The organism is Listeria innocua (genome assembly GCF_028596125.1).
In the GTDB taxonomy this organism is placed as follows: Bacteria; Bacillota; Bacilli; order Lactobacillales; family Listeriaceae; genus Listeria; species Listeria innocua.
The window spans coordinates 177,756-201,017 of record NZ_CP117229.1; the positions used below are offsets into that span (position 1 = coordinate 177,756).

Sequence of the window (23,262 nt, forward strand, 5' to 3'; positions counted from 1 at the left end):
ATGGATGCTTCCACAAGTTTTGCTATTTTACCATCTAACGTAAAACAAAAAACAGCTTTCCCGAGAAAAATAAACCAAGTGAAAACAGCTAGTTGGGCGAATAATTGCCTAACTGGCACACTTGATGTCGGTCATTTCAGTTGTTATTTTGTTAATGAAAAAATTGCACGCGTAACAGTGAATCCGTTTGGTGAAGCGGATCTGACACCTTCTATTGCGGCAATTAACGACACGGAAAAACAAGCTGCCGTGTTCACTGAAACAAATGATCATTACGAACTTCAATTTGCAGATAAAAAACTTATCGTTTCAAAAAATCCTTTCCAAATTATAATGAAGCAAGCTGGAAAAACCATTTTCCAAACAGAAGGACTGGCAATTAATCGTGATAAAGAACACCAAATTTCTATCCAAAGTAAGCCTGGAACCGCGATTTTTGGGCTGGGTGAAAAAACAGGAGCGTTAAATAAAGCTGGTTCCATTATTAGCATGTGGAATACAGACGTATACAGTCCGCATAATAAAGATACAGTGGAACTATATCAATCCATCCCATTTATGATTGCAGATACGGAGGAAACAACGTACGGCCTGTTTTACGATAATTCACATCGGACAGAATTTGATTTTCAAAGTTTTGAAGAGATGTATACGATTTTAGCAGAAGGCGGGCAAGCAAATTTATACGTTATCTTTGGTGAAGATGTCAAAGAAGTTGTCGCAAACTACACGAATTTAACAGGAAAAACCCCACTTCCGCCAAAATGGTCATTAGGTTATCATCAATCAAGATATAGCTACACATCGGAAGAAGAAGTAGAGCGAATTGCCAACACTTTTAAAGAAAAAGAAATTCCGCTAGACTGCGTATTTATGGATATACATTATATGGATGATTTTCGGGTGTTCACTTTTAACCCGGATACTTTTCCAAATGGACCAGAACTAATTGCGCGTCTTCGTGAACAAAACATTGATGTTGTGCCAATTGTTGATCCGGGAATTAAAAAAGATGTTAATTATTCCGTATATCAAGAAGGGATCAAGCATCATTATTTCTGCCGTAAACTTGAAGGTGCGATTTATTATGGTGATGTTTGGCCAGGTGTCAGTGCTTTCCCGGATTTCCTAAGTACGACTGTTCAACGCTGGTGGGGAGATTTGCATCAGTTTTACACAGACTTAGGCATTCGCGGGATTTGGAATGATATGAATGAACCCTCTGTATTTAATGAAAGTAAAACGATGGATTTAGATGTCGTACACAATATGGACGGGAAAAATGTAACCCATAAAGAAGCGCATAATTTATACGGATTGTATATGAGTAAAGCGACTTTTGAAGGATTAAAACGCCTTGTGCCAAACGAGCGTCCGTTTTCACTCACTCGTGCTGGTTATGCGGGAGTTCAGCGTTATTCAGCAGTTTGGACGGGGGATAATCGTAGTCACTGGGAGCATTTAGAAATGTCGCTGCCGATGATTATGAATTTAGGTTTATCTGGTGTCGCATTTACAGGTGCGGATGTTGGTGGATTTTCTTCTGACTGTACGAAAGAAATGCTAATACGCTGGACACAAGCCGGCGCGTTTTTACCATATTTTAGAAACCATTGCGTGCAAGATAGCATTTATCAAGAACCATGGGCATTTGGGCTAGACGCGGAGAAAATTGTGAAGAAATATATTGAAATGCGCTACACCTTTTTACCGTATATTTATACAGAATTCCAAAAAACTGCGGAGAATGGCTTGCCGATAGTTAGACCACTTTATATGGAGTTTAAAGAGGAACGCGATTTAATTCAAGTGAACGATCAATTTATGCTAGGTGAAAATATCCTCGTTGCGCCAATCGTTCGCGAAGGCCAAGTGAAGCGTTTAGTTCGCTTACCAAAAGGGACTTGGTTTAATTATTGGACGAAAGAGCAAGTAGAAGGCGGCGACTATATTATCGCTGACGCTCCGATTGACGTTATGCCAATTTATATTAAAGCAGGGACGATTTTACCATTAGGTACCAGCGTTCAAAATACAAAAGAAGCACAAGATTTGGCATTAGAAATATACTTAGATAACGACGAGGCAAGCGGATACGTGTATAATGATGATGGCAAAAGCTACCAATACGAAAGCGGAAAAATATCCAAAACAGCTTTCACTGCTACTTTCAAAAACGGCGAAGTACAGATAAATGGTGACCATCACGGCGAAGAAAACTTACAACAAAAAGTTACTACTATAGAAGTTTTCGGTAAAAAAATAGACAAAATTACAAGGGCGGGAATTTAATCGATGAAAGAAAAAGACTGGTGGAAAAAAAGCGTAGTTTACCAAATCTATCCAAAGAGTTTCAATGACTCAAATGGCGATGGAGTCGGTGATATTCAAGGGATTATTGAGAAATTAGATTATTTAAAAGAGCTTGGCGTAGACGTTATCTGGCTATCTCCGGTGTATGATTCGCCGCAAGATGACAATGGATACGATATTCGCGATTACCAAAAAATTTACGAAGAATATGGCGATATGGCAACGTTTGACAATCTGTTACAAGGTTTACATGATCGTGATATGAAACTCGTAATGGATTTAGTTGTTAACCACACTTCCGACGAACATAAATGGTTTGAAGAATCTCGGAAATCCAAAGACAACCCTTATCGTGATTACTATTTCTGGCGTGAAGAAAATGAAATCAACAACTGGGGCTCGATTTTCAGTGGTCCAGCATGGGAATTGGACGAGAAAACAGGCGAGTACTACTTACACCTTTTCTCTAAAAAACAACCAGATTTAAACTGGGAAAATCCTAAATTACGCCAAGATGTATATAATATGATGAAATTCTGGCTTGATAAAGGTATCGATGGGTTCCGCATGGACGTAATTAACTTCATTTCCAAAAACACAGCTTTCCCAGATGGACCAGTTGCAGAAGGTCAAATTTACGGAGATGCAGGTAACGATTTTTGCAATGGACCACGTATTCATGAGTTCTTGCAAGAGATGAACCAAGAAGTAACTTCCAAATATGATGTAATGACTGTTGGCGAAATGCCAGGTGCTAGCACAACTGACGCGCAAATTTATACAAATCCAGCAAATAATGAAGTGGATATGATTTTTACATTTGAGCATATGAACTTAGATTCCGACGGCGACAACAAATGGGATTTAAAACCAATCTATTTACCAGATTTAAAAGAAAACATGTCCGAGTGGCAAGTAGCGCTTCAAGAAAACGGCTGGAACAGTTTATATTGGAACAATCATGACCAACCACGTATTGTTTCTCGTTTTGGGAATGATAATCGTTTCCGCGTTCGTTCGGCGAAAATGCTTGCAACATGTCTGCACATGATGAAAGGAACACCGTACATTTATCAAGGTGAAGAAATCGGGATGACTAATGTTCATTTTGAAACGCTGGAAGAATATCGAGATATAGAAACATTAAACATGTATAAAGAACGTAAAGAGCAAGGACACAGCCACGAAAGCATTATGCAGTCTATTTACACTAAAGGACGCGACAACGCAAGAACACCATACCAGTGGGATAATAGCGAAAATGCTGGCTTCACAACCGGAACGCCGTGGCTTAAAGTTAACCCGCGTTATACAGAAATCAACAACGAAGAAGCGCTGAAAAATCCAGATTCGATTTTCTACTACTACCAAAACCTAATTAAGTTACGCAAAACAACAGAAATCATCACAACTGGTAATTATCGCCTGTTATTACCAAAAGATGAAGCGATTTTCGCATATGAACGTTATACAGAAAATGAAAAATTAGTCGTCTTATGTAATTTCACAGAAGAAGAGCAAGTTATTACAGATGAAAATATTTTAAACGACATCAAAAAAGGCTCCGTACTTGCAAATAATGTTCCTGATATTATAGAAGGAACTTTACGACCATACGAAGCGAAAGTTTATCAAATTAAATAAACAGACCAGAAAAGCCACTTGCGTTTTAAGTGGCTTTTTTTGTTTGCATCAAAAATTATAGTATAATAGAAGGAAATGATTTTATTAGGAGGAATTCTCGTGCTATTTGATACGCATGTACACCTCAATGACGAGGCTTTTGATGATGATATAGAAGAAGTAATAAAACGCGCAAAAGAAAACGACGTGACCCGTATGGCCGTTGTAGGCTTTAATAAAGAAACAATTGACCGGGCACTTAAATTAGCCGATAAATATGATTTTATCTATCTAATCGTCGGCTGGCATCCTACAGACGCTATTACCTTCACAGACGAAGATTTAGAATGGTTACGCGATTTAGCTCTTACACACAAAAAAGTAGTTGCTTTGGGCGAAATGGGCTTGGATTATCACTGGGATACTTCACCAAAAGAAACCCAATTTGAAGTTTTTAGAAAGCAAATTCGTTTAGCTAAAGAAGTGAATTTACCGATAGTGATTCATAATCGCGAAGCCACAGAAGATGTAGTTCGCATTTTGCAAGAAGAACATGCCGAAGAAATAGGCGGAATTATGCATTGTTTTGGCGAAACAGTCGAAGTAATGGAAGCATGTTTAGCAATGAATTTTTATATTTCATTCGGCGGAACAGTCACTTTTAAAAACGCAAAATTACCTAAAATCGCAGCCCAAGCTATACCAATTGACCGTTTATTAATAGAAACTGACGCCCCATATCTCGCTCCAACCCCAAATCGTGGAAAAAGAAATGAACCAGGATACGTCAAGTTAGTTGCCGAAAAAATTGCAGAACTGAAAGAAATGAAATATAGCGAAATCGCTACGCACTCAACAGAAAACGCGAAAAGACTTTTTAAAATCAAAGACTGATTGTAACATAATTGTAATATAAGGCCGAGTCTGTAACCCAATCTTAAGCTTCTGGAAGATAAAAATTACTACTTGGACAAAAACCCTTATTTCATGCCTACGACCAGAGACGTAGAAAAATGACACATTTCTGTTACATTTGACACTTTTTAAAAATTTTATATTTGAAAATGGCTTTATACCAACGTTTATGCTTTAAGTTTGCGAAGGTGTGAACAAACTATAGAAAAAATTGACAGTTCTTTAGTCCCCTGTATATAATCACTAGCGAAGTAGAAAGGGGAGAAATACATGACCATGGAAAACAGCAGTAACGTAGCCCAATCATCAAAATGGAAATTACCAATCATGATTGCAGGATTTGTTATTGTAGTAGCATTGGTTTTTTATTTCGTTTTCGAAGGAACTAAAAACGATATCACTATAGTAAACGCTGGTGAAAAAATTGAATCAAGAACACATGCTAAAACAGTTTCTGAAGCATTAGATGAAGCAGGAATTAAAGTAAGTGCACAAGATGAAATCGCGCCAGGAAAAAATGCGGAAATTAAAGACGGTATGGAAATTAAATATCTTCCAGCTCGTCAAGTTACAATAAATGATAATGGTACAAAGAAAAACGTTTGGAGCACAAAAACAAACGTAGCAGACTTGCTTAAAGACGAAAATATTACTACTCGTCCACAAGATGTTTTAAATGTTGCATTAGATACTAAATTAAAAAATGGCCTAGAGGTTAACATTAACCGTGCCATTGAACTTTCCTTACAAAACGGAACTAAAAAAGATACAGTATGGACAACTAAGAAAAAAGTTAGTGATTTACTAACAGAGAAAAACATCAAACTTGATAAAGATGACCGCGTGTCACCTGCTAAAGACAGTAACTTAAAGGAAAAAATGACCGTACAAGTTACATACGTCAATTCAAAAGCAGAAAAGAAAAATGAACAAATCAAATTTGAAACAGTTTATAAAGAAGACGATAGCCTAAATAAAGGCGTTGAAAAAGTCGTTCAAGAAGGTAAAAATGGCGAAAAAGTTGTCGAGTATAATGTAACTTTTGAAAATGACAAAGAAACAAAACGCGATGTCATTAAAGAAAACGTTACTTCTGAAAAGACAGATAAAGTAGTTGTACGTGGCACAAAAGAAAAAGCGAAAGTATCACAAATCGCAAATGCTTCATCTTCAAAAGCAACCACTTCTAACGCTTCATCAGCTCCATCAGGTGGTAAAACTTATCGTATGGAATCAACAGCATATTCAGGTGGCGGTATGACAGCTTATGGTATTAACCTAAGTGCTAACCCTGGAATGAAAGTAATCGCAGTTGATCCAAACGTTATCCCACTAGGTTCTAAAGTATGGGTTGAAGGTTACGGCGAAGCAATCGCTGGAGACACTGGCGGCGTTATCAAAGGAAATATCGTTGACGTTTATTTCCCAAATGAAAGCCAATGCTACTCATGGGGTAGAAGAATGGTTACTGTAAAAGTGTTAAACTAATTTCGTATAAAAACGAGGCTGACTCATAGGGCCTCGTTTTTTCTTTGCCCAAAATGTGGTATGATGTATTTACTTATTTTATAAAAAAGGATGTTATCAATATGAGCGGGAAGCCTGTAATACATGAGTTTATTGTTGTAGAAGGACGTGACGATACAACTGCAATCAATCGTTCAGTTATTGCAGATACTATCGAAACCAATGGCTCAGCACTTTCACAAGAAACAATTGAAAAGATTAGACACGCTCAAGAACTGCGGGGAGTCATTATTTTTACGGACCCAGATTTCCCAGGCGAAAAAATTAGAAAACAAATTGATTCTGCGGTACCAGGATGTAAACATGCATTCATTAATCGGCAAGACGCTCTACCAAAAGCAGGACGTGGACTCGGTGTAGAACATGCGAGCAGCGCCCATATTAGAGAAGCTTTAGAGCACTTTCATACAAGCAGCGTACCAACTGAAAAACAATATATCTCCAAAGAAACCCTTATTCACTTAGGTCTTCTAGGTGGAATCGGAGCAAAAGAACGTAGAGAAAAACTCGGCAACATTTTAAAAATCGGCTATACGAATGGAAAACAATTGCAAACAAGGTTGGAATCATTTGCCATTAGTGAAGAACGATTAGTAGCCGCGTGCCAAACGATTATGCAGGAGGAAGAAAATGAGTAAAGATATTGCAACTCCCGGAAGAACTACGGAAATTTTAAAAAAATATGGTTTCTTATTTAAAAAAAGTCTCGGTCAAAATTTTCTCATCGATAGCAATATTTTGACACGGATTACCGATACAGCTGAAATTACGAAAGAAACGAATGTCATCGAAATCGGACCAGGAATCGGCGCTCTAACTGAGCAGTTGGCCAAAACAGCAAATGAAGTCGTTGCGTTCGAAATTGATCAACGCTTGTTACCGATTCTGGATGACACACTTAGTAACTACGATAATGTGCGCGTTGTCCATAATGATGTGCTCAAAGCCGATGTTGCTGAAGTGATCACTGAACAATTTGCGAAACCTGAACTGCCTCTTAAGATTGTGGCAAACCTGCCTTATTATGTAACTACCCCGATTATTTTGAAATTACTTCATGATAATATCCCAGCAGACTCGATGACTTTTATGTTGCAAAAAGAAGTTGCTGACCGAATTAGCGCAGTTCCAAGCACAAAGAGTTACGGTAGCTTAACCATTGCTATCCAATTTTACATGGAAGCAGAACTAGCATTTATTGTTCCAAAAACTGTCTTTATGCCGCAACCTAATGTCGATTCTGCCGTTATTCATTTAAAACGCCGTAAAGAACCATTAGCAAAAGTAAACGACGAAGAGTTTTTCTTTGAAGTAACAAGAGCATCTTTTGCTCAAAGAAGAAAAACGCTATGGAATAATTTAGCATCCAAGTTCCCGGCCTTAAAACCGCGTAAAGAAGAGTTGGTAGAAGGTTTAAATGCAATTGGTATAGACTTAATTAGACGCGGAGAAACGCTTGATATACCAGAATTCGCTAAATTAAGTAACTTTCTTGCTGATTTCCTCGCAGAAAAATAATTTTTTTCAAAAAGAGCGCTTTCTTAGTTGACAGCTAGCCCTTCCAACTGTTAAAATATTTGGTTATTGATTTCGAAGCCCATCTGTGCTATAATTGATATTAGTGAGGTGGAAAATAAATGCCAAAAACCATTGCAAGCATTAAGACGAATTTAGATTCTAGATTAGGTAAAGCATTGACATTGAAAGCAAACGGCGGTCGTAAGAAAACGATTGAACGTTGCGGTATCCTAGCTGAAACATATCCATCCGTTTTCATTGTGGAGCTTGATCAAGATGAAAACAACTTTGAAAGAGTATCCTATAGTTATACGGATATCTTAACAGACGCAGTAGAACTTGTATTTACAGATGATAATAAAGAATTAGCTTTATAATGAAGCTGAAGTAACCGAACCGTTTAGTATGGTTCGGTTTTTGCTTTACATAGAAACCCTTTTGGACCGCTAGCTACATATTTTTTCTTTCATATGATAGAATAGAAAAAGAGATTTTGAACGCGGAGGCCAAGAAAAATGAAAATAAGCATAACAGCACCAGCTAAAATTAATCTTTCGCTTGATGCGCTATACAAACGTGAAGATGGCTATCATGAAGTGGAAATGGTGATGACAACAATAGATCTTGCTGACAGATTATTCTTAGAACGCTTAGACGAGGATAAGATTGTGCTAGATGTAAAAGCGCATTTTATTCCGGAAGATCGTCGTAATTTGATTTATCAAGCGGCTCTCCTCTTAAAAAATCGTTTTAACATAAAAATGGGAGTGCGCATCACAATTGATAAGCACATTCCAGTTTCAGCGGGATTAGCTGGTGGGAGTTCGGATGCTGCTGCTGCGCTCAAAGGTTTAAATATCATTTGGGAGCTCGGTCTTTCGATAGAAGAATTAGCAGAAATAAGTTCCGAAATCGGCTCTGACATAGCTTTTTGCGTATATGGTGGAACTGCTCTTGCGACTGGACGTGGAGAAAAAATCTCTGCATTGCCTAATATGCCTGGTTGTTGGATAGTACTAGCTAAACCTAGCATTAGCGTGTCGACACCAACGATTTATAAAGAATTACAAGTAGATAATGTAGAACACCCTAACACAGAAAAAATGATTGAATCTATCAAAAATGGTGATTTAGACGGAATTTTTGCTTCAACAGGAAACGTATTAGAGTCTGTAACGCTAGAAAAAAATCCACAAGTTAAGCGAATTAAGGACCGGATGTTAGCATTTGGTGCTGAGGCGGCTCTAATGAGTGGTAGCGGCCCGACAGTGTTTGCGCTCATCAAACAGTATTCAAGAGCGAAACGTGTCTATAATGGCTTGCGTGGCTTTTGTGAGGAAGTTTATATGGTTAGACCGTGGAGTGAAAGCGAAAACGATACGATTAATTAATGGATGAGAGGGGTCAGACAAATGAAAATTATTTTTAATGCAGATGACTTTGGAATTAGCCCAGGAGCAGTTTATGGTATTTTAGAATCGTATAGACGAGGTGTTGTAAAATCAACTACACTTCTTGCTAACAGCCCGGCTTTTGATTTGGCTGTAGAAGTAGCGAAAGAAAATCCTGGACTGGATATTGGTGCTCATTTGACCCTTACATTCGGTTATCCGTTACTTCAAGGGTTAGAAACATTAACGGACGATAACGGGCGTTTCCGCAAAAACTATACGGCGCTTGAGTCTGGTTTAGCTAACGTGGATATGGAAGAAGTGGAGCGCGAATTAACAGCACAAATTGAGAAGATTTTGGGCGCAGGAATCACTATTTCGCACTTTGATACACATCATTCCATCGAACCGTTAATTTATCCAGTTCAACATAAGTTGGCAGAAAAATATGGTGTAAGTATTAGACGTCATTCAGATGTTTCTGATTTTGGCGCCATTAAAACACCAGATTTATTCGATACATCTTTCTATGCAGATGGCGTATCTTTTGAAACAATTAAAAAAATAGTACAAGAGCATATCGGAACAAACGATGTCGTGGAAGTGATGACTCATCCAGCGTATATCGATGAAACGCTGCGAGAAATATCCAGTTATGTAGAGCCGCGCATCAAAGAAGTTTCCATTCTAACTTCAAGAGAATTACAAGCATATTTAGGCCAACAAGAAGTAGAAATTATTAGTTTCCGTGATTTATAAAAGCATTGGCCTGTCAAAGGATGTTTATTTGACAGGCTTTTTAATACTTTAAAAGAATAAAAGTTGTCAATTTTATAGAAAACGTTTTATAATAGAGAAAATACGGACAAAATACGTGAAATAGCTTTTTAATATACGGAATTTTATCAAAGGGAGAGAGATTATGAAGATTCGTCGCAGTGAACGATTAATTGATATGACGCAGTTTCTATTATCGCATCCGCGAAAGTTAGTGCCGCTTACGATGTTTGCTGAACGTTATGGCTCAGCTAAGTCTTCTATTAGTGAAGATTTGGTTATCATAAAGAAAACATTTGAAGATAGAGGGATTGGGACACTTGAAACTGTTCCGGGTGCTGCTGGTGGAGTACAGTATATTTCAATAGCGGGAAATGACGATGTGCTTGATTTTGTACATACGTTGTGTAACCGAATCGCGGAACCTAACCGTCTACTTCCAGGAGGGTATTTGTACCTTTCAGACCTACTTGGGGAGCCAGTGACGCTTAAAGCAATTGGTAAAATTTTAGCTACCAAATTTAACAATCAAAAAATAGATGCAATTATGACTGTGGCAACAAAAGGGATTCCTATTGCACAAGCTGTTGCTGAGCATTTGAGTGTACCTTTCGTTATCGTGCGCCGAGATAGTAAGGTTACTGAAGGTTCTACAGTGAGCATTAACTATGTTTCAGGCTCATCTAAACGAATCGAAAAAATGGAACTATCCAAACGAAGCTTAGCAGAAGGATCTAACGTAGTAATCGTGGATGACTTTATGAAAGCTGGCGGTACGATTAATGGGATGAAGAATTTACTAGAAGAATTCAATGCGCATTTAGTAGGTATTGGCGTTCTAGTTGAATCTGAATATGCAGAGGAACGTTTAGTCGATGATTACGTTTCACTTGTCAAAATTAAAAACGTCAACATGAAAGAAAAACAAATTGAAGTAGTTGACGGAAATTACTTTAATAACTAATTGATAAACCCTAGAAGAATTTTCTAGGGTTTTTTATTTTCGTTAAGTGATACTAAAAACAAATCAGACTTGCGATGTACTTCACTCAGTTAACTTTTGTGGTAGAATGAAACCTATCATTGCTACATAAAATACAGGGCTTCTATTCATAAGAAGCAGAAGGAGAACATTCATGAAAAAATGGGTTAAATGGTTAATTGTTATCGTAATTATCGCAGTGGTTGCCGCGGGTGCGGTTTTCTTGCTGTCAAAAAATAGCGGTTCCGTAACACAAGAAAAATTAGTTACAGCCAAAGTGAAACAAGGGGATATGAAAATCAACGCTACAGGAACAGGTGCGATTTCGCCGCAAAACACACAAGTTCCAGATTATGATGAGCTTCAACTAGTAGCGCAAATGGATGAACTGGATATTCCTAACATCAAGAAAGACCAAGAAGTTAAAATCACAGTAACAGCACTTCCTGACAAAACATACACAGGAAAAGTAAAAGAAATTGCAGAACAAGGTCAAGTCCAAAATGGCGTGTCTAGTTTCTCTGTGATTATTTCTCTTGATAAAACAGACGATTTGAAGGCCGGTATGACTGCTGATGCCTCAATTTTAGTAAAAGAGAAAAAAGATGCACTTTACGTACCGATTGAAGCTGTTCAAAAAGACAGCGATGATAAATATTATGTACTAGTTCCAGAAGAACAAGAAAATGGCAAAACGAAAAAAGTGAAGAAATTTGTAGAAACTGGTCTTCACAACGAAGATAATATCGAAATCACTAACGGCGTTAAAAAAGACCAAAAAGTAATCCTTCCTACACAAGAAACTTCCACAGTTCCAGGTGCTCCTAGCTAAGTTTTTTGTATATACGTATTAGATAAATAGTATGAAGGAGGGATAAACATGCCAAAACCGCTAATTGACATGAAAAATTTAACGAAAACATATACACTAGGCGGAGAAACGTTTAAAGCATTAGACGATGTTACTTTTACCGTTGAAAAAGGTGAGTTTTTATCCATCGTTGGTCCATCTGGATCCGGTAAATCAACTTTAATGAATATGATTGGTTGTTTGGATGTTCCAGATGAAGGCAGCTATCACCTTGATAATGTAGATGTATTTAAATTAAGTGACAACAAATTATCCGAAATTAGAAATAAGAAAATCGGTTTCATTTTTCAGCAGTTTAACTTGCTTCCTAAATTATCTGCTTTTGAAAATATAGAATTACCTTTAATTTATGCTGGGCTAAGTGTTTCAGCACGCGAAAAAGCTGCAATCGAATGCTTAGAAAAAGTTGGTTTACTAGAAAAACGAAAAAACTTACCAACTCAACTATCAGGCGGACAGCAACAACGTGTAGCTATTGCGCGCGCACTTGCCGGTAATCCACAAATTCTTTTAGCAGATGAGCCAACAGGAGCTCTTGATTCAAAAACAGGTAAAGAAGTAATGGGTATCTTACAGGAATTAAACAAAGCGGGAAATACCATTGTAATGATTACCCATGATCCAACCATCGCTTCTTACGGAACAAGAAGTATTCGTATTCAAGATGGTAAGCTATTCCACGAGGAGGCGAAAAAAGCATGAACGTTCTCCAAAGTATGAAAATGGCGTGGAAACAATTAAAAGCAAGTAAACTTAGATCATTTTTAACGATGTTGGGTATTATTATTGGGGTTGCATCTGTTATTCTGTTAGTCTCGCTAGGTAATGGTGTAACGAAAGAAGTAGACGACCAAATGGGCGATTTAGGCTCCAATTTAATCACAGTAGTTAATAGTTCGGTAAATCCAAATGACAAGTATACTTATGATGAAGTAATGAAATATCAAAATATCGATGGCGTAAAAAGTGTATCTCCAGAGCTATCTGGTCAAGTTAATGCAACATACGATTATAAAAGTTCAAGCAATAAAGTCATTGGGACGAATGACCAGTACAAAGCGGCTCGTAGCTTAGAAATGAAAGAGGGGCGCTTCCTATTACCGATTGATACGGAATATGGCCAGAAAGTAGCTGTAATAGGCTCTACGGTAGCCAGTGATCTATTTGGTTTCGGTAATCCAATCGGTGAAACAATTAGATTGAATGGCATGCCTTACAAAGTAGTTGGCGTTCTTAAAGAAAAAGGCGCTTCTATGATGGGCTCGAGTGACGACCAAATCTTTATCCCGATTTCTTCGGCTCAACGATTACTAAAAGATACAAATGTCCGTACTATCTACGTAGAAACAAAATCTGCTGAAGATGTTGATTTTGTAGTAAATACATTAGAATCTCGCCTCGCTATTAAGTTTGGCAATGAAAAAGAACAAGAAGAAAATGCTTCTTCTGCTCAAATGGGACCATCTTATCAAGTCATTAATCAACAAGAAATTCTTAACGCGTTCAATACAATTAGCACTACGTTAACTACTGCGCTTGGTGCAATTGCGGCCATTTCGCTTGTAGTAGGTGGGATTGGAATTATGAATATTATGCTTGTTTCTGTTAGTGAAAGAACGAGAGAAATAGGTATAAGAAAAGCGTTAGGAGCTAAAAAACGAGCAATTCTGCTACAATTCCTAATAGAATCTATTGTTATTAGTGTTTGCGGCGGGATTATTGGAATTCTTATCGGCGTTTCAGGCGCATTGATATTCGGCTCAGTTGCTGGCATATCGTCAGGAATAACAGCTGGAACCATTATCTTCTCGTTTGTATTCTCCTTATGCATCGGCGTAATATTTGGTATCGCCCCTGCGAATAAAGCATCTAAATTAAGACCAATCGACGCTTTAAGATCAGAGTAACGAAAAAAGAAATCCGGAATTGTGTATTTCGGATTTCTTTTTTTAACTAAAATTAGTGCTTTAAGTTGTCTTGTCATCTATATTTAATGTTTTTGTCACAATTAAGCGTTTTCAAATCGGGGTTTAGTTCTTTTTTTTACTAGAAAAAAGAAAAAAGTTCTTGAATCATGCATTAGAATAGGATTTTCAGGGTATACACTATTTATTGACTTATTCAGATGAGATGAATAGAGACATCTAAAATTGTAAATATATGATCTCAGAAAAATCATAAATTCTCTGTAAATTGTATACAATTATTTTTGAGAAATCATAATTTTAACACCATTTTACTAGCGTTCTTGCCCATAAAATAGTATGATGATTACATCTTGATACTGTGCTAGCAATGGTTTCGGCGTTTTTGTTACTTTAGTGATAAAAATTGTATACAAAACAAAAACTTGAAGAAACAATCTGAAAATGTCAATGATTTTCAAAGAAAAACTATTTTTTTTGGTTTACAATTCACAAAGTTGTCAAATTTAGTTTTTTTTATTATTATGTTCATAGGGAAGAATTTTACGTTAATATTGCTTGCTTATAAAAGTGATTTTTTCTATGGGGGAATTTTTCTCGAGTGTGTACTTATGTTGCATGTGAGCATTGTTTACTAGCAGCGCAACTAGAATAAGGTGGTGAAGATAATGGAGATTACAGATGTGAGATTACGACGTGTTGAGACAGATGGGAGAATGAAAGCTATTTCTTCAATTACGATTGATGGTGAGTTTGTTATTCACGACATTCGTGTCATCGATGGCAACGAGGGTTTATTCGTAGCTATGCCTAGTAAACGTACGCCGGATGGTGAGTTTAGAGATATTGCTCATCCGATTAACTCAGGCACCCGTGCAAAAATTCAAGAAGCCGTTTTAGCTGCTTATGAAGTAGCGGACGAGCCAGCAGTAAACGAAGAAAGTTCTGCAGACGAAAGTGTTGTAGAAGAAAACTAAAAAATCCTCGGTTAGGAAGAACGTTGTTGGGAACAGCTGGGGGATACTTACCTGAGATTTTAGCTGGGATAAGCAGATTCTTTTTGAGAGAGGCAAATGGGATAAGGAGTGACTAATAATGCAAGTAACAGATGTGAGATTACGTCGTGTAGAAACTGATGGAAGAATGAGAGCGATTGCTTCAATCACTTTAGATGAGGAATTTGTAGTTCATGATATTCGCGTTATTGATGGGAATAACGGATTATTCGTAGCTATGCCAAGTAAACGTGGTGTTGACGGTGAATTCCGTGACATCGCTCACCCAATTAATTCCGATACTCGTGCAAAAATTCAAGAAGTTGTTTTAGCTGAATATGAGCGCGTTGGTGAAGAAGAAGCAACTGCGGTAACAGAAGAAGAATCTGAATCCGTTTCTGCTGAATAATTAAAAAAATTTCCAAGGGCTAGCTTAGTGCTAGCCCTTTTTGTGTAGAATAACTATGAAAAAAATCATAAATAGCCTTGGTCTTCTATTTTGGCTATGGTATAATTAAAAGCAGATTGTAAAAACAGGGAGGAGATTTTAAGTGATGTTGCAAAAACAGATGTATTCAAGCAAACATTTTTGTAGCACAAGTGTAAAATCCTCTTTTAGTAAGCAAATAAATAACCACACTGTATCTTTCGGAATTTTCAAACAAATAAAACTTTAAATTTCCTCTTTACCTAAAAAACGTAGGTAGGGGTTTTTATTTGGGCGCATTCTTGAAAAAAAGCAAATTTTACGTTATCATTCATAGTGGATGAATAGTGAATATTGGAGGTTCTATATAATGTCAAAACGATATGCTGTAGTGCTTGCTGCTGGCCAAGGCACACGGATGAAATCAAAATTATACAAAGTATTACATCCTGTTTGTGGAAAACCAATGGTCGAACATGTAGTAGACCAAATTTCGACACTTGATGTTGATAAAGTGGTTACAATTGTAGGTCATGGTGCTGAGAAAGTGCAAGAGCATTTAGCAGGTAAGAGCGAATTCGTGAAACAAGATGAACAACTTGGAACGGCGCATGCAGTACTTCAAGCGAAATCAGAACTTGCAGGAAAAGATGGTGTGACGTTAGTTGTTTGTGGAGATACACCTTTAATCGAAGCTAGCACAATGGAAGCTTTATTAAAATATCACCATGAAAAAAGAGCAAAAGCAACTATTCTTACAACCGTTATTGAAGACCCTACAGGATACGGACGTATTATCCGTGATGATCTTGGTATTGTCGAAAAAATCGTTGAACATAAAGATGCGACAGAAAAAGAACAACGCATTTCAGAAATTAACACCGGCACATATTGCTTTGATAATAAAGCTCTTTTTGAAGCTTTGGAAAATGTCTCTAATGATAATGTGCAAGGCGAATATTACTTACCAGATGTTATTAAAATTTTAAAAGATGCGGACGAAGTTGTTGCAGCTTACAAAATGGAGTCCTTCGAAGAGTCACTTGGAGTAAATGATCGAATTGCTTTAGCTGAAGCTTCCAAATTAATGCAACGTCGAATCAATGAGAATCATATGCGTAATGGAGTAACACTTGTTAATCCGGAAAACACGTATATTGATATAGATGTAAAAATAGGTCAAGATACAGTTATTGAGCCAGGAGTAATGCTTCGTGGCAAGACTGTAATTGGTGATGATTGCGTGGTAACGAGCGGTTCAGAAATCGTAAGTAGTGTAATCGGTGAACGCGTGCACGTCAGAAATTCCTCGATTTTTGAAAGTAAAGTCGGTGATGACGTTCAAATCGGACCATACGCTCACTTGAGACCAGAATCTGATATTCATAATCATGTGAAAATCGGAAATTACGTCGAAACCAAAAAAGCAGTTGTCGGTGAAGGAACTAAATTACCTCATTTCATTTACATGGGAGATGCGGAAATTGGTAAAAACGTCAATGTTGGTTGCGGAAGTATTGCTGTTAATTACGATGGCAAAAATAAAGCAAAAACCATCATTGGTGATAATGTCTTTGTTGGATGTAATTCGAATTTGATTGCACCTGTCAAAGTGGGAGATCGTGCTTTCATAGCAGCGGGCTCCACAATTACAAAAGATGTTCCTGAAGATGCGTTAGGTATTGCTCGCGCGAAACAAGATAACAAACTTGGCTACGCGAAACATTTGAATCACGGTAAATAATTTCCTATTGGAAAGTTTAAAATTTTAATAAAAAATAGTGGAGGCTGATTATGTCAAACGAGTATTTTGATCCAAAGTTGAAGATTTTCTCGCTAAATTCTAATCGTGAACTAGCTGAAGAGATTGCGAAAGAAGTAGGTATTGAGTTAGGGAAATCAAGCGTTACTCATTTTAGTGATGGAGAAATCCAAATTAACATTGAAGAAAGTATCCGTGGTTGTCATGTATATGTTATTCAATCAACGAGTAATCCTGTAAACCAGAATTTAATGGAACTTTTGATCATGATTGATGCGTTGAAACGCGCTTCCGCAGCAACAATTAATATTGTTATGCCTTACTATGGTTATGCACGTCAAGACCGTAAAGCAAGAAGTCGTGAACCAATCACAGCGAAATTAGTAGCAAACTTAATCGAAACTGCTGGTGCAACTAGAATGATTACACTTGATATGCATGCACCGCAAATCCAAGGTTTCTTTGATATTCCAATTGACCATTTGAATGCAGTTCGCCTTCTAAGTGACTATTTCAGCGAACGTCATTTAGGTGATGATTTAGTTGTAGTTTCACCTGACCACGGCGGGGTTACACGTGCTCGTAAAATGGCTGACCGTTTGAAAGCGCCGATTGCTATCATTGATAAGCGTCGTCCGCGTCCAAACGTAGCTGAAGTAATGAACATCGTTGGAAATGTTGAAGGAAAAGTTTGTATTATCATTGACGACATTATCGACACAGCTGGAACAATCACGCTTGCTGCAAAAGCATTACGTGAAGCTGGCGCGACAAAAGTATACGCATGTTGTTCGCACCCAGTTCTTTCTGGCCCAGCAATGAAACGTATTGAAGATTCACCAATCGAAAAACTAGTTGTAACAAACTCCATCGCTCTTCCAGAAGAAAAATGGATCGATAAAATGGAGCAACTTTCTGTAGCAGCTCTTCTTGGTGAAGCGATCGTTCGCGTTCATGAAAATGCTTCTGTAAGTTCTTTATTTGAATAAAATTTAAAACTAAAAAGGATTTTTCTGTGATTATTCATAGAGAAATCCTTTTTTAATTTAAAATCGTGTTTTTGATTAAACCAGTTAATAATCAAGACGGGAAATATACACTTTATATAAAATCTCCCTTTTGAAAGTCTATTTTTATCTTTGCTTTAAATGAGGGTGTGATAACTTTAATTCGGGATAAATGGTTGGGGAAAGCAGGAGTTAGAGCAGTTTTGAACTCGTTGTTTGAGATGATTATTACAAATTTTGCACAGGAGATTTGGTGGATAAAGTTCACAGAATGTCTATTGTAATGGCTCTGTTTGTTAGGTACTCTTAAATAGTACAAAAGACTAATTAGGAGGAACAGCTATGAAATTGCTAAAAAAGGGAACAACAGTTTTATTTGTAATGATTATGGCAGTTATGTTAGTAGCATGTGGGGATAAGGAAGAAAGTAAGACCTTTTCACTTTCTCAAAATGGTGTGGATTCGAAATTAACTTACACTTATAAAGGGGACAAAGTTACTAAGCAAACTGCTGAAAACACAATGTTATATACTTCAATGGGCATTAAAACAAAAGAAGAAGCAGAAAAAATGCTTAAAGAAACAAGTGAGAAATTCCAAAACATTGAAGGATTGAAAGAAAGCATTGAATATAAAGATGACAAAGCTATTGAAACATTAGAAGTAGATTACACGAAAATATCTTCTGAAGACCTTAAGAAATTACCTGGTATGGCATCAACCGGAGATGTGTCTAAAGGGATTAGTATGAAAGAATCTGAAAAAATGTTGAAATCTCAAGGCTTTAAAGAAGTCGAAAAATAAGCTAGTAGTAAAAAAGAAGTATCCGACCAGTCGGATACTTCTTTTTGCTTAATAATCTTGCGCTTCAATAACAACGGCAGTACCGGAAGCAGTAACCATTAACATGCCATTATCTGCACCGAGCACTTCATAATCAATGTCAACACCAATAACGGCATTTGCACCAATATCTTTCGCGCGTTGTTCCATTTCGCGAATTGCTTCCTCGCGAGCGTTAATAAGTTCATCTTCATAGCCTTGCGAACGGCCCCCGAAGAAATTTCTAAGTCCGGCTCCGATGTCTTTCATAAAATTAACACCAGTAATGACTTCGCCGAAAACGATTTTTTTATACTCGATAATTTGTTTGCCTTCAATATTTGGTGAGGTTGTTACAATCATGGTTTTATCCCTCCAGTTTTCTTTTATCATACCTCTTAGTACTTTTTCTAGTCAAAGGATATCTGCTTAATTTACCCGATTTCGCGCTTTTTCAATATAAGAAATTGCATCTGGAACTTTACAAGAAGTTTTTCCTAGGTTTACGTGAACTTTTCCAACTGATTTTGCGGCTTCAATTGCTTTTTCATGCAAATCGTCTTTGTAAATTCCGCAAGTGATAATAAAGCCGTTCATTGAATAGCGAGTTCTATTTGATTCGGATTGTAATGTTTCTTTCGCGCGTTGGAGTAATGCCTCTGCTTCAGGCAAGTTGTTAATATGCTCGCTATAAATCTGCCAGCCCATGGATTTAGTTAAATCATACTCGCTCTCAATCCACTTCTTTGCAAAAAGGAGTGCATCATCACGTTTGCTTACGATCGATGCTAGTCCAAAGGTGAGTTGTGACCATGTTTCGCGAAAAGCTACATTCCATTTTTCGATTTGCTCGGTAGTTACTTTGTTTGGATTGACCGCAAGTAAACCAAGATAAATTAAGTCGCTGTTATTTGATTCGATTAGCTCTACGGCCAGTTCATGGTTTTTAGTTAATTTTTCACGGCGGATAATTTTCTTTAAGTCTCCAATTTTTAGTCCGTAAAGATCTAATGAATCCGGGCAACCGTGATTACGAAAAATTTTAATCGTATTGGGGTTTTCTAAGGCTTGTAGCTCGGTGTCAAGTTGGTCAAAAGTAATCATACGCGTCACTCCTCTCGAATAAATTAAGTATAACAAAAAAGCATGCAAAATCGCATGCTTTTAGGAATTAAGAATATTAGTCGATTTGTTTCATTGCATCGTCTAGAACTTTTTTAAGTGTATCCGCGGAGTTTTTCATTTGTTCTTTTTCTTTGTCGTTTAAGTTCATTTCGACAATGTGGCGAACTCCTTGGCGGTTAACTACTGCTGGTGCGCCGATGTAAATATCGTTCATACCATAGTGGCCATCTAAATAAACAGAAAGTGGTAAAATCGCATTTTCGTTATTTAGGATCGCTTTTGTAATACGAGCAAGAGCCGCAGCAACGCCGTAGAATGTAGCGCCTTTTTTATTGATAATTTCATAAGCTGCATCACGAACGCTTACGAAAATAGTATCCATTGCACCTTGTTCGTCTTCGTTAATCCATTCAGTGATTGGAAGGCCACCAACTGTTGTATGGCTCCATGCTGGGAATTCTGTGTCGCCGTGTTCGCCGAGGATATAACCATGGACGTTACGAGCGTCCACTTTTAAGTAATCGGCAATCGACATACGGAAACGTGCTGTATCAAGGCTTGTTCCAGAACCGATAACGCGTTCTTTTGGAAGGCCTGAGAATTTCCATGTAGCGTAAGTTAAGATGTCTACTGGGTTAGACGCGATTAAAAAGATGCCATCAAATCCGCTAGCCATAACTTCATCCACAATGCCTTTCATGATTTTGATGTTACGATTTACTAAGTCTAAACGAGTTTCACCAGGTTTTTGTGCAGTCCCAGCAGTGACAACAACTAAGTCTGCATCATGGCAGTCGCTATAATTTGCTGAGTAGATTTTCTTCGGTGTGGAAAATGGAACGGCGTGGCTTAAATCCATCGCATCCCCGATTGTTCTGTCTTTATCTATGTCAATAATGCCGAATTCTTGTCCGATACTTAAGTTTACACAAGCAAATGCATAACTAGAACCAACTGCTCCGTCGCCAACTAAAATAATTTTTTGATGATCTTTCATTTCGAATTCCTCCTATAAAAAATCTATTTACTAGTACAGTATAACATGAATTTTTCATTTGTGAAGCATTGAACGTCCTGAATTTAAAAAAGTTGTTATAATAAATTTATGAAAACGCTATAGTACAGTTTGGAAGCGTCTGCATTAGGAGCGGTTCGCTATTTTCTGTTTACCTTTTATTGAGAATTATAAACCTTTTAAATAGAAATAAGGCTTTTGCTTTGTTTTGCTATTTTTCTAAAGGGTAGATATAATGTAGATGTACCAAAATTGAATGAGTGGAGTGATTTTTTATGGCAACAACATTAGAGGTCCAGAAAAGAGAAACAACGCAACATTCAGAAGTAACGAGATTGCGTAGTGAAGGAAAAGTGCCTGGAATTATTTATGGTTACAAATCGGAAAATGTTCCAGTTTCCGTTGATTCTTTGGAATTAATCAAAGCAGTTCGTGACAATGGTCGAAACGCCGTATTTTCAGTTACTGTAGACGGCAAGAAATTAAACGTTTTATTACATGAATATCAAGTGGATCCATTAAAAGACGTATTAGTACACGTTGATTTACTAGCTGTTGATATGAATGAAGAAGTTGAGACGGATGTTCGTGTGGTATTAGTTGGTGATGCTCCAGGCGTTAAAGCTGGCGGTGTACTTCAACAAATTATCCATGATGTAAAAGTTTCAGCAACACCAGAAAAATTACCAGAAACAATTGAATTAGACATTTCTTCATTAGAAATCGGTGATGTTTTAACTACAAACGACCTTCCTGAAAACAAAGATTATGTCGTGCAAGCAGAGGAAGAAGAAACAGTTGTTACCGTTTCTGCTCCACGTGCTGAAGAAGAACCAACGACTACGGAAGCACCAGAACCAGAAGCTGTACATGGTAATGATGAAGAACCAGTTGAATAATTTTTTATAAATAAGGATGGAAGATTCGCATTTGTTTGCGATATCTTCCATTTTTTTTGTTATAATAGCTGTATGAAGGAGGCGGTTTCATGCTTGATAAATCAGTACCACATATTTCTGTTGCAATGGTAAATCATAGTGCTACCAAATATCCTGAGTTCAGTTTGCCAGAAGGTTATTCGTTTCGTTTTTATAGAGATGGGCTGGAGGAAGACTGGTGCAGATTGCAACTAGAAACTGGCCAAGTTCCATCATTGGAAAGTATTCGGATGCGTTTTAATACAGAATTTGGAAATGAAAAAGAAAAATTAGCCAAGCGCTGCGTCTTTGTAGAAGCCCCAGACGGCGAAATTATCGGGACCGCAATGCTTTGGCATGGAAATACATTTGGCGAGATGGCAAGCCGCATTCATTGGGTCGCTGTACTCGACTCGCACGGCGGAAAAGGTATCGCCAAAGCCTTGTTATCTAAAATTCTCGGCTTAAACAAAAGTGATTTCGTCTATCTAACAACGCAGACAGGAAGTTACCAAGCTATTTATCTTTATCAAAAATTTGGCTTTGAAAAATTCGTGGATGAAACTCCTGAAAATTGGAAAACAGAAAACTTTCAAGCAGAAAACGAAAAAGCTTGGCAAATAATTGAAAATAAAATTGCGGAATACAAGGCTTAGTTGGAAAACTTTCAACCAATGGAAATCCGTGTTATAATCAAAAAAACATCGAAACAAAAACCAGTTCATTCGTGAAGTGGTTTAGTTCATGTAAGGAGAAGCTTTTATGAAATTAATCGCAGGACTCGGAAATCCGGGCAAAAAATATGAACGTACCCGGCATAATGTCGGTTTTATGGTAGTAGATGAGCTGAGTTTTCGCCATCAAACCCCTTGGAAAAAATCAAAATTTAACGGTATGGTAAGTGAAATTAATGTGGGCGGCGAGAAAATGATTCTAGTTAAACCACTGACTTTCATGAACGCTTCTGGTGAGTGCATTCGTCCGCTAATGGATTACTACAATATCCAGATAGAAGACGTTCTAATTGTATATGATGACTTAGATTTACCAGTTGGGAAAATCAGATTGCGCCAAAAAGGTAGCGCAGGTGGTCATAATGGGATGAAATCAATTATTCAACACGTTAAGACGCAAGAGTTTAATCGTATCCGTGTGGGTGTCAGTCGTCCTTTAAAAGGGGAAGTCATCCATTACGTATTAGGAGATTTTCCAAAAGCGGAACAACCTGATATTATCGCAGCAATTCAAAAAAGCGCAGATGCTATTGAAGATTTTGCGCAAACACCATTTATTGAAGTAATGAATAAGTATAATTAAAAAATAGACTATCCGAGAGGCGTGGCAATGCTT

24 protein-coding genes are annotated in these 23,262 nt (G+C 37.4%); 21 read left to right on the forward strand and 3 right to left on the reverse strand.

Translation table 11 applies throughout. The annotated features are described in order from the left end of the window. The 18 genes from PQQ29_RS01400 to PQQ29_RS01485 all read left to right on the forward strand — a co-directional run bounded on the left by PQQ29_RS01400 (window position 1) and on the right by PQQ29_RS01485 (window position 18,837). Entirely contained in the window at window positions 1–2,292 is a 2,292-nt protein-coding gene (locus PQQ29_RS01400) for a glycoside hydrolase family 31 protein (RefSeq protein ID WP_010990283.1), read from the forward strand. Between the two features lie 3 nt (window positions 2,293–2,295). Further along, window positions 2,296–3,957: a glycoside hydrolase family 13 protein gene (locus tag PQQ29_RS01405; protein ID WP_187983787.1), complete on the forward strand. Its 1,662-nt coding sequence runs from the start codon at window positions 2,296–2,298 to the stop codon at window positions 3,955–3,957. A 99-nt stretch (window positions 3,958–4,056) separates the two neighbouring features. After that, window positions 4,057–4,830: a TatD family hydrolase gene (locus tag PQQ29_RS01410; RefSeq protein WP_187983786.1), complete on the forward strand. Its 774-nt coding sequence runs from the start codon at window positions 4,057–4,059 to the stop codon at window positions 4,828–4,830. Between the two features lie 291 nt (window positions 4,831–5,121). Beyond that, window positions 5,122–6,339, forward strand: a complete 1,218-nt coding sequence (locus tag PQQ29_RS01415) for a resuscitation-promoting factor (protein ID WP_003772511.1) — start codon at window positions 5,122–5,124, stop codon at window positions 6,337–6,339. Between the two features lie 101 nt (window positions 6,340–6,440). Further along, entirely contained in the window at window positions 6,441–7,016 is a 576-nt protein-coding gene (rnmV, locus tag PQQ29_RS01420) for a ribonuclease M5 (RefSeq protein ID WP_185325156.1), read from the forward strand. Then, complete coding sequence (gene rsmA / locus PQQ29_RS01425; protein WP_003772508.1) at window positions 7,009–7,896, forward strand: 16S rRNA (adenine(1518)-N(6)/adenine(1519)-N(6))-dimethyltransferase RsmA; 888 nt, start codon at window positions 7,009–7,011, stop codon at window positions 7,894–7,896. Before rnmV ends, rsmA begins: the two co-directional genes overlap by 8 nt. Before the next feature lie 119 nt (window positions 7,897–8,015). Then, window positions 8,016–8,273 (forward strand): biofilm formation stimulator Veg, encoded by a 258-nt coding sequence (veg, locus tag PQQ29_RS01430; RefSeq protein WP_003718261.1) that lies wholly within the window; start codon window positions 8,016–8,018, stop codon window positions 8,271–8,273. Between the two features lie 138 nt (window positions 8,274–8,411). After that, window positions 8,412–9,287, forward strand: a complete 876-nt coding sequence (gene ispE / locus PQQ29_RS01435) for a 4-(cytidine 5'-diphospho)-2-C-methyl-D-erythritol kinase (protein ID WP_003759978.1) — start codon at window positions 8,412–8,414, stop codon at window positions 9,285–9,287. Window positions 9,288–9,308: 21 nt separating this feature from the next. Next, window positions 9,309–10,046 carry a chitin disaccharide deacetylase gene (chbG, locus tag PQQ29_RS01440; RefSeq protein WP_010990287.1) on the forward strand — a complete coding sequence of 246 codons (738 nt, stop codon included), beginning with the start codon at window positions 9,309–9,311 and terminating at the stop codon, window positions 10,044–10,046. A gap of 163 nt (window positions 10,047–10,209) precedes the next feature. After that, window positions 10,210–11,028, forward strand: a complete 819-nt coding sequence (gene purR, locus PQQ29_RS01445) for a pur operon repressor (RefSeq protein ID WP_003759983.1) — start codon at window positions 10,210–10,212, stop codon at window positions 11,026–11,028. A gap of 172 nt (window positions 11,029–11,200) precedes the next feature. Beyond that, the gene (locus PQQ29_RS01450) at window positions 11,201–11,878 is read left to right on the forward strand and encodes an efflux RND transporter periplasmic adaptor subunit (RefSeq protein WP_010990288.1); all 678 of its coding nucleotides are present in this window, start codon (window positions 11,201–11,203) and stop codon (window positions 11,876–11,878) included. 48 nt (window positions 11,879–11,926) lie between these two features. Next, the gene (locus tag PQQ29_RS01455; protein WP_010990289.1) at window positions 11,927–12,619 is read left to right on the forward strand and encodes an ABC transporter ATP-binding protein; all 693 of its coding nucleotides are present in this window, start codon (window positions 11,927–11,929) and stop codon (window positions 12,617–12,619) included. Then, complete coding sequence (locus tag PQQ29_RS01460) at window positions 12,616–13,824, forward strand: ABC transporter permease (protein WP_010990290.1); 1,209 nt, start codon at window positions 12,616–12,618, stop codon at window positions 13,822–13,824. Before PQQ29_RS01455 ends, PQQ29_RS01460 begins: the two co-directional genes overlap by 4 nt. A 686-nt stretch (window positions 13,825–14,510) precedes the next feature. After that, window positions 14,511–14,819, forward strand: a complete 309-nt coding sequence (spoVG, locus tag PQQ29_RS01465) for a septation regulator SpoVG (protein ID WP_003728886.1) — start codon at window positions 14,511–14,513, stop codon at window positions 14,817–14,819. Window positions 14,820–14,937: 118 nt separating this feature from the next. Next, complete coding sequence (gene spoVG, locus PQQ29_RS01470) at window positions 14,938–15,246, forward strand: septation regulator SpoVG (RefSeq protein ID WP_003722726.1); 309 nt, start codon at window positions 14,938–14,940, stop codon at window positions 15,244–15,246. 388 nt (window positions 15,247–15,634) lie between these two features. Further along, window positions 15,635–17,008, forward strand: coding sequence for a bifunctional UDP-N-acetylglucosamine diphosphorylase/glucosamine-1-phosphate N-acetyltransferase GlmU (glmU, locus tag PQQ29_RS01475; RefSeq protein ID WP_010990291.1), 1,374 nt, complete (start codon window positions 15,635–15,637; stop codon window positions 17,006–17,008). A 50-nt stretch (window positions 17,009–17,058) separates the two neighbouring features. Next, on the forward strand, window positions 17,059–18,015 hold the full coding sequence (locus PQQ29_RS01480; RefSeq protein WP_003764989.1) for a ribose-phosphate diphosphokinase: 957 nt from the start codon (window positions 17,059–17,061) through the stop codon (window positions 18,013–18,015). Window positions 18,016–18,375: 360 nt separating this feature from the next. Then, a complete protein-coding gene (locus tag PQQ29_RS01485; RefSeq protein WP_003772492.1) occupies window positions 18,376–18,837 on the forward strand; it encodes a YehR family lipoprotein in 462 nt (153 codons plus the stop codon). A gap of 48 nt (window positions 18,838–18,885) precedes the next feature. Here PQQ29_RS01485 and PQQ29_RS01490 read toward each other — a convergent pair whose 3' ends face one another. From PQQ29_RS01490 to PQQ29_RS01500, 3 genes are all read right to left on the reverse strand, one after another. After that, the gene (locus PQQ29_RS01490) at window positions 18,886–19,218 is read right to left on the reverse strand and encodes a putative heavy metal-binding protein (protein WP_003725735.1); all 333 of its coding nucleotides are present in this window, start codon (window positions 19,216–19,218) and stop codon (window positions 18,886–18,888) included. 66 nt (window positions 19,219–19,284) lie between these two features. Beyond that, on the reverse strand, window positions 19,285–19,959 hold the full coding sequence (locus PQQ29_RS01495; RefSeq protein ID WP_010990292.1) for a DNA alkylation repair protein: 675 nt from the start codon (window positions 19,957–19,959) through the stop codon (window positions 19,285–19,287). A gap of 76 nt (window positions 19,960–20,035) precedes the next feature. Further along, complete coding sequence (locus PQQ29_RS01500) at window positions 20,036–20,977, reverse strand: L-lactate dehydrogenase (RefSeq protein WP_003772488.1); 942 nt, start codon at window positions 20,975–20,977, stop codon at window positions 20,036–20,038. A 293-nt stretch (window positions 20,978–21,270) separates the two neighbouring features. Here PQQ29_RS01500 and PQQ29_RS01505 point away from each other — a divergent pair, with 293 nt between their 5' ends. The 3 genes from PQQ29_RS01505 (at window position 21,271) to pth (ending at window position 23,229) form a co-directional block, all read left to right on the forward strand. After that, a complete protein-coding gene (locus PQQ29_RS01505) occupies window positions 21,271–21,894 on the forward strand; it encodes a 50S ribosomal protein L25/general stress protein Ctc (RefSeq protein WP_003760021.1) in 624 nt (207 codons plus the stop codon). An 89-nt stretch (window positions 21,895–21,983) separates the two neighbouring features. Further along, complete coding sequence (locus PQQ29_RS01510) at window positions 21,984–22,568, forward strand: GNAT family N-acetyltransferase (RefSeq protein WP_187983785.1); 585 nt, start codon at window positions 21,984–21,986, stop codon at window positions 22,566–22,568. 106 nt (window positions 22,569–22,674) lie between these two features. Further along, a complete protein-coding gene (pth, locus tag PQQ29_RS01515) occupies window positions 22,675–23,229 on the forward strand; it encodes an aminoacyl-tRNA hydrolase (RefSeq protein ID WP_003760026.1) in 555 nt (184 codons plus the stop codon). Window positions 23,230–23,262: the final 33 nt, after the last annotated feature.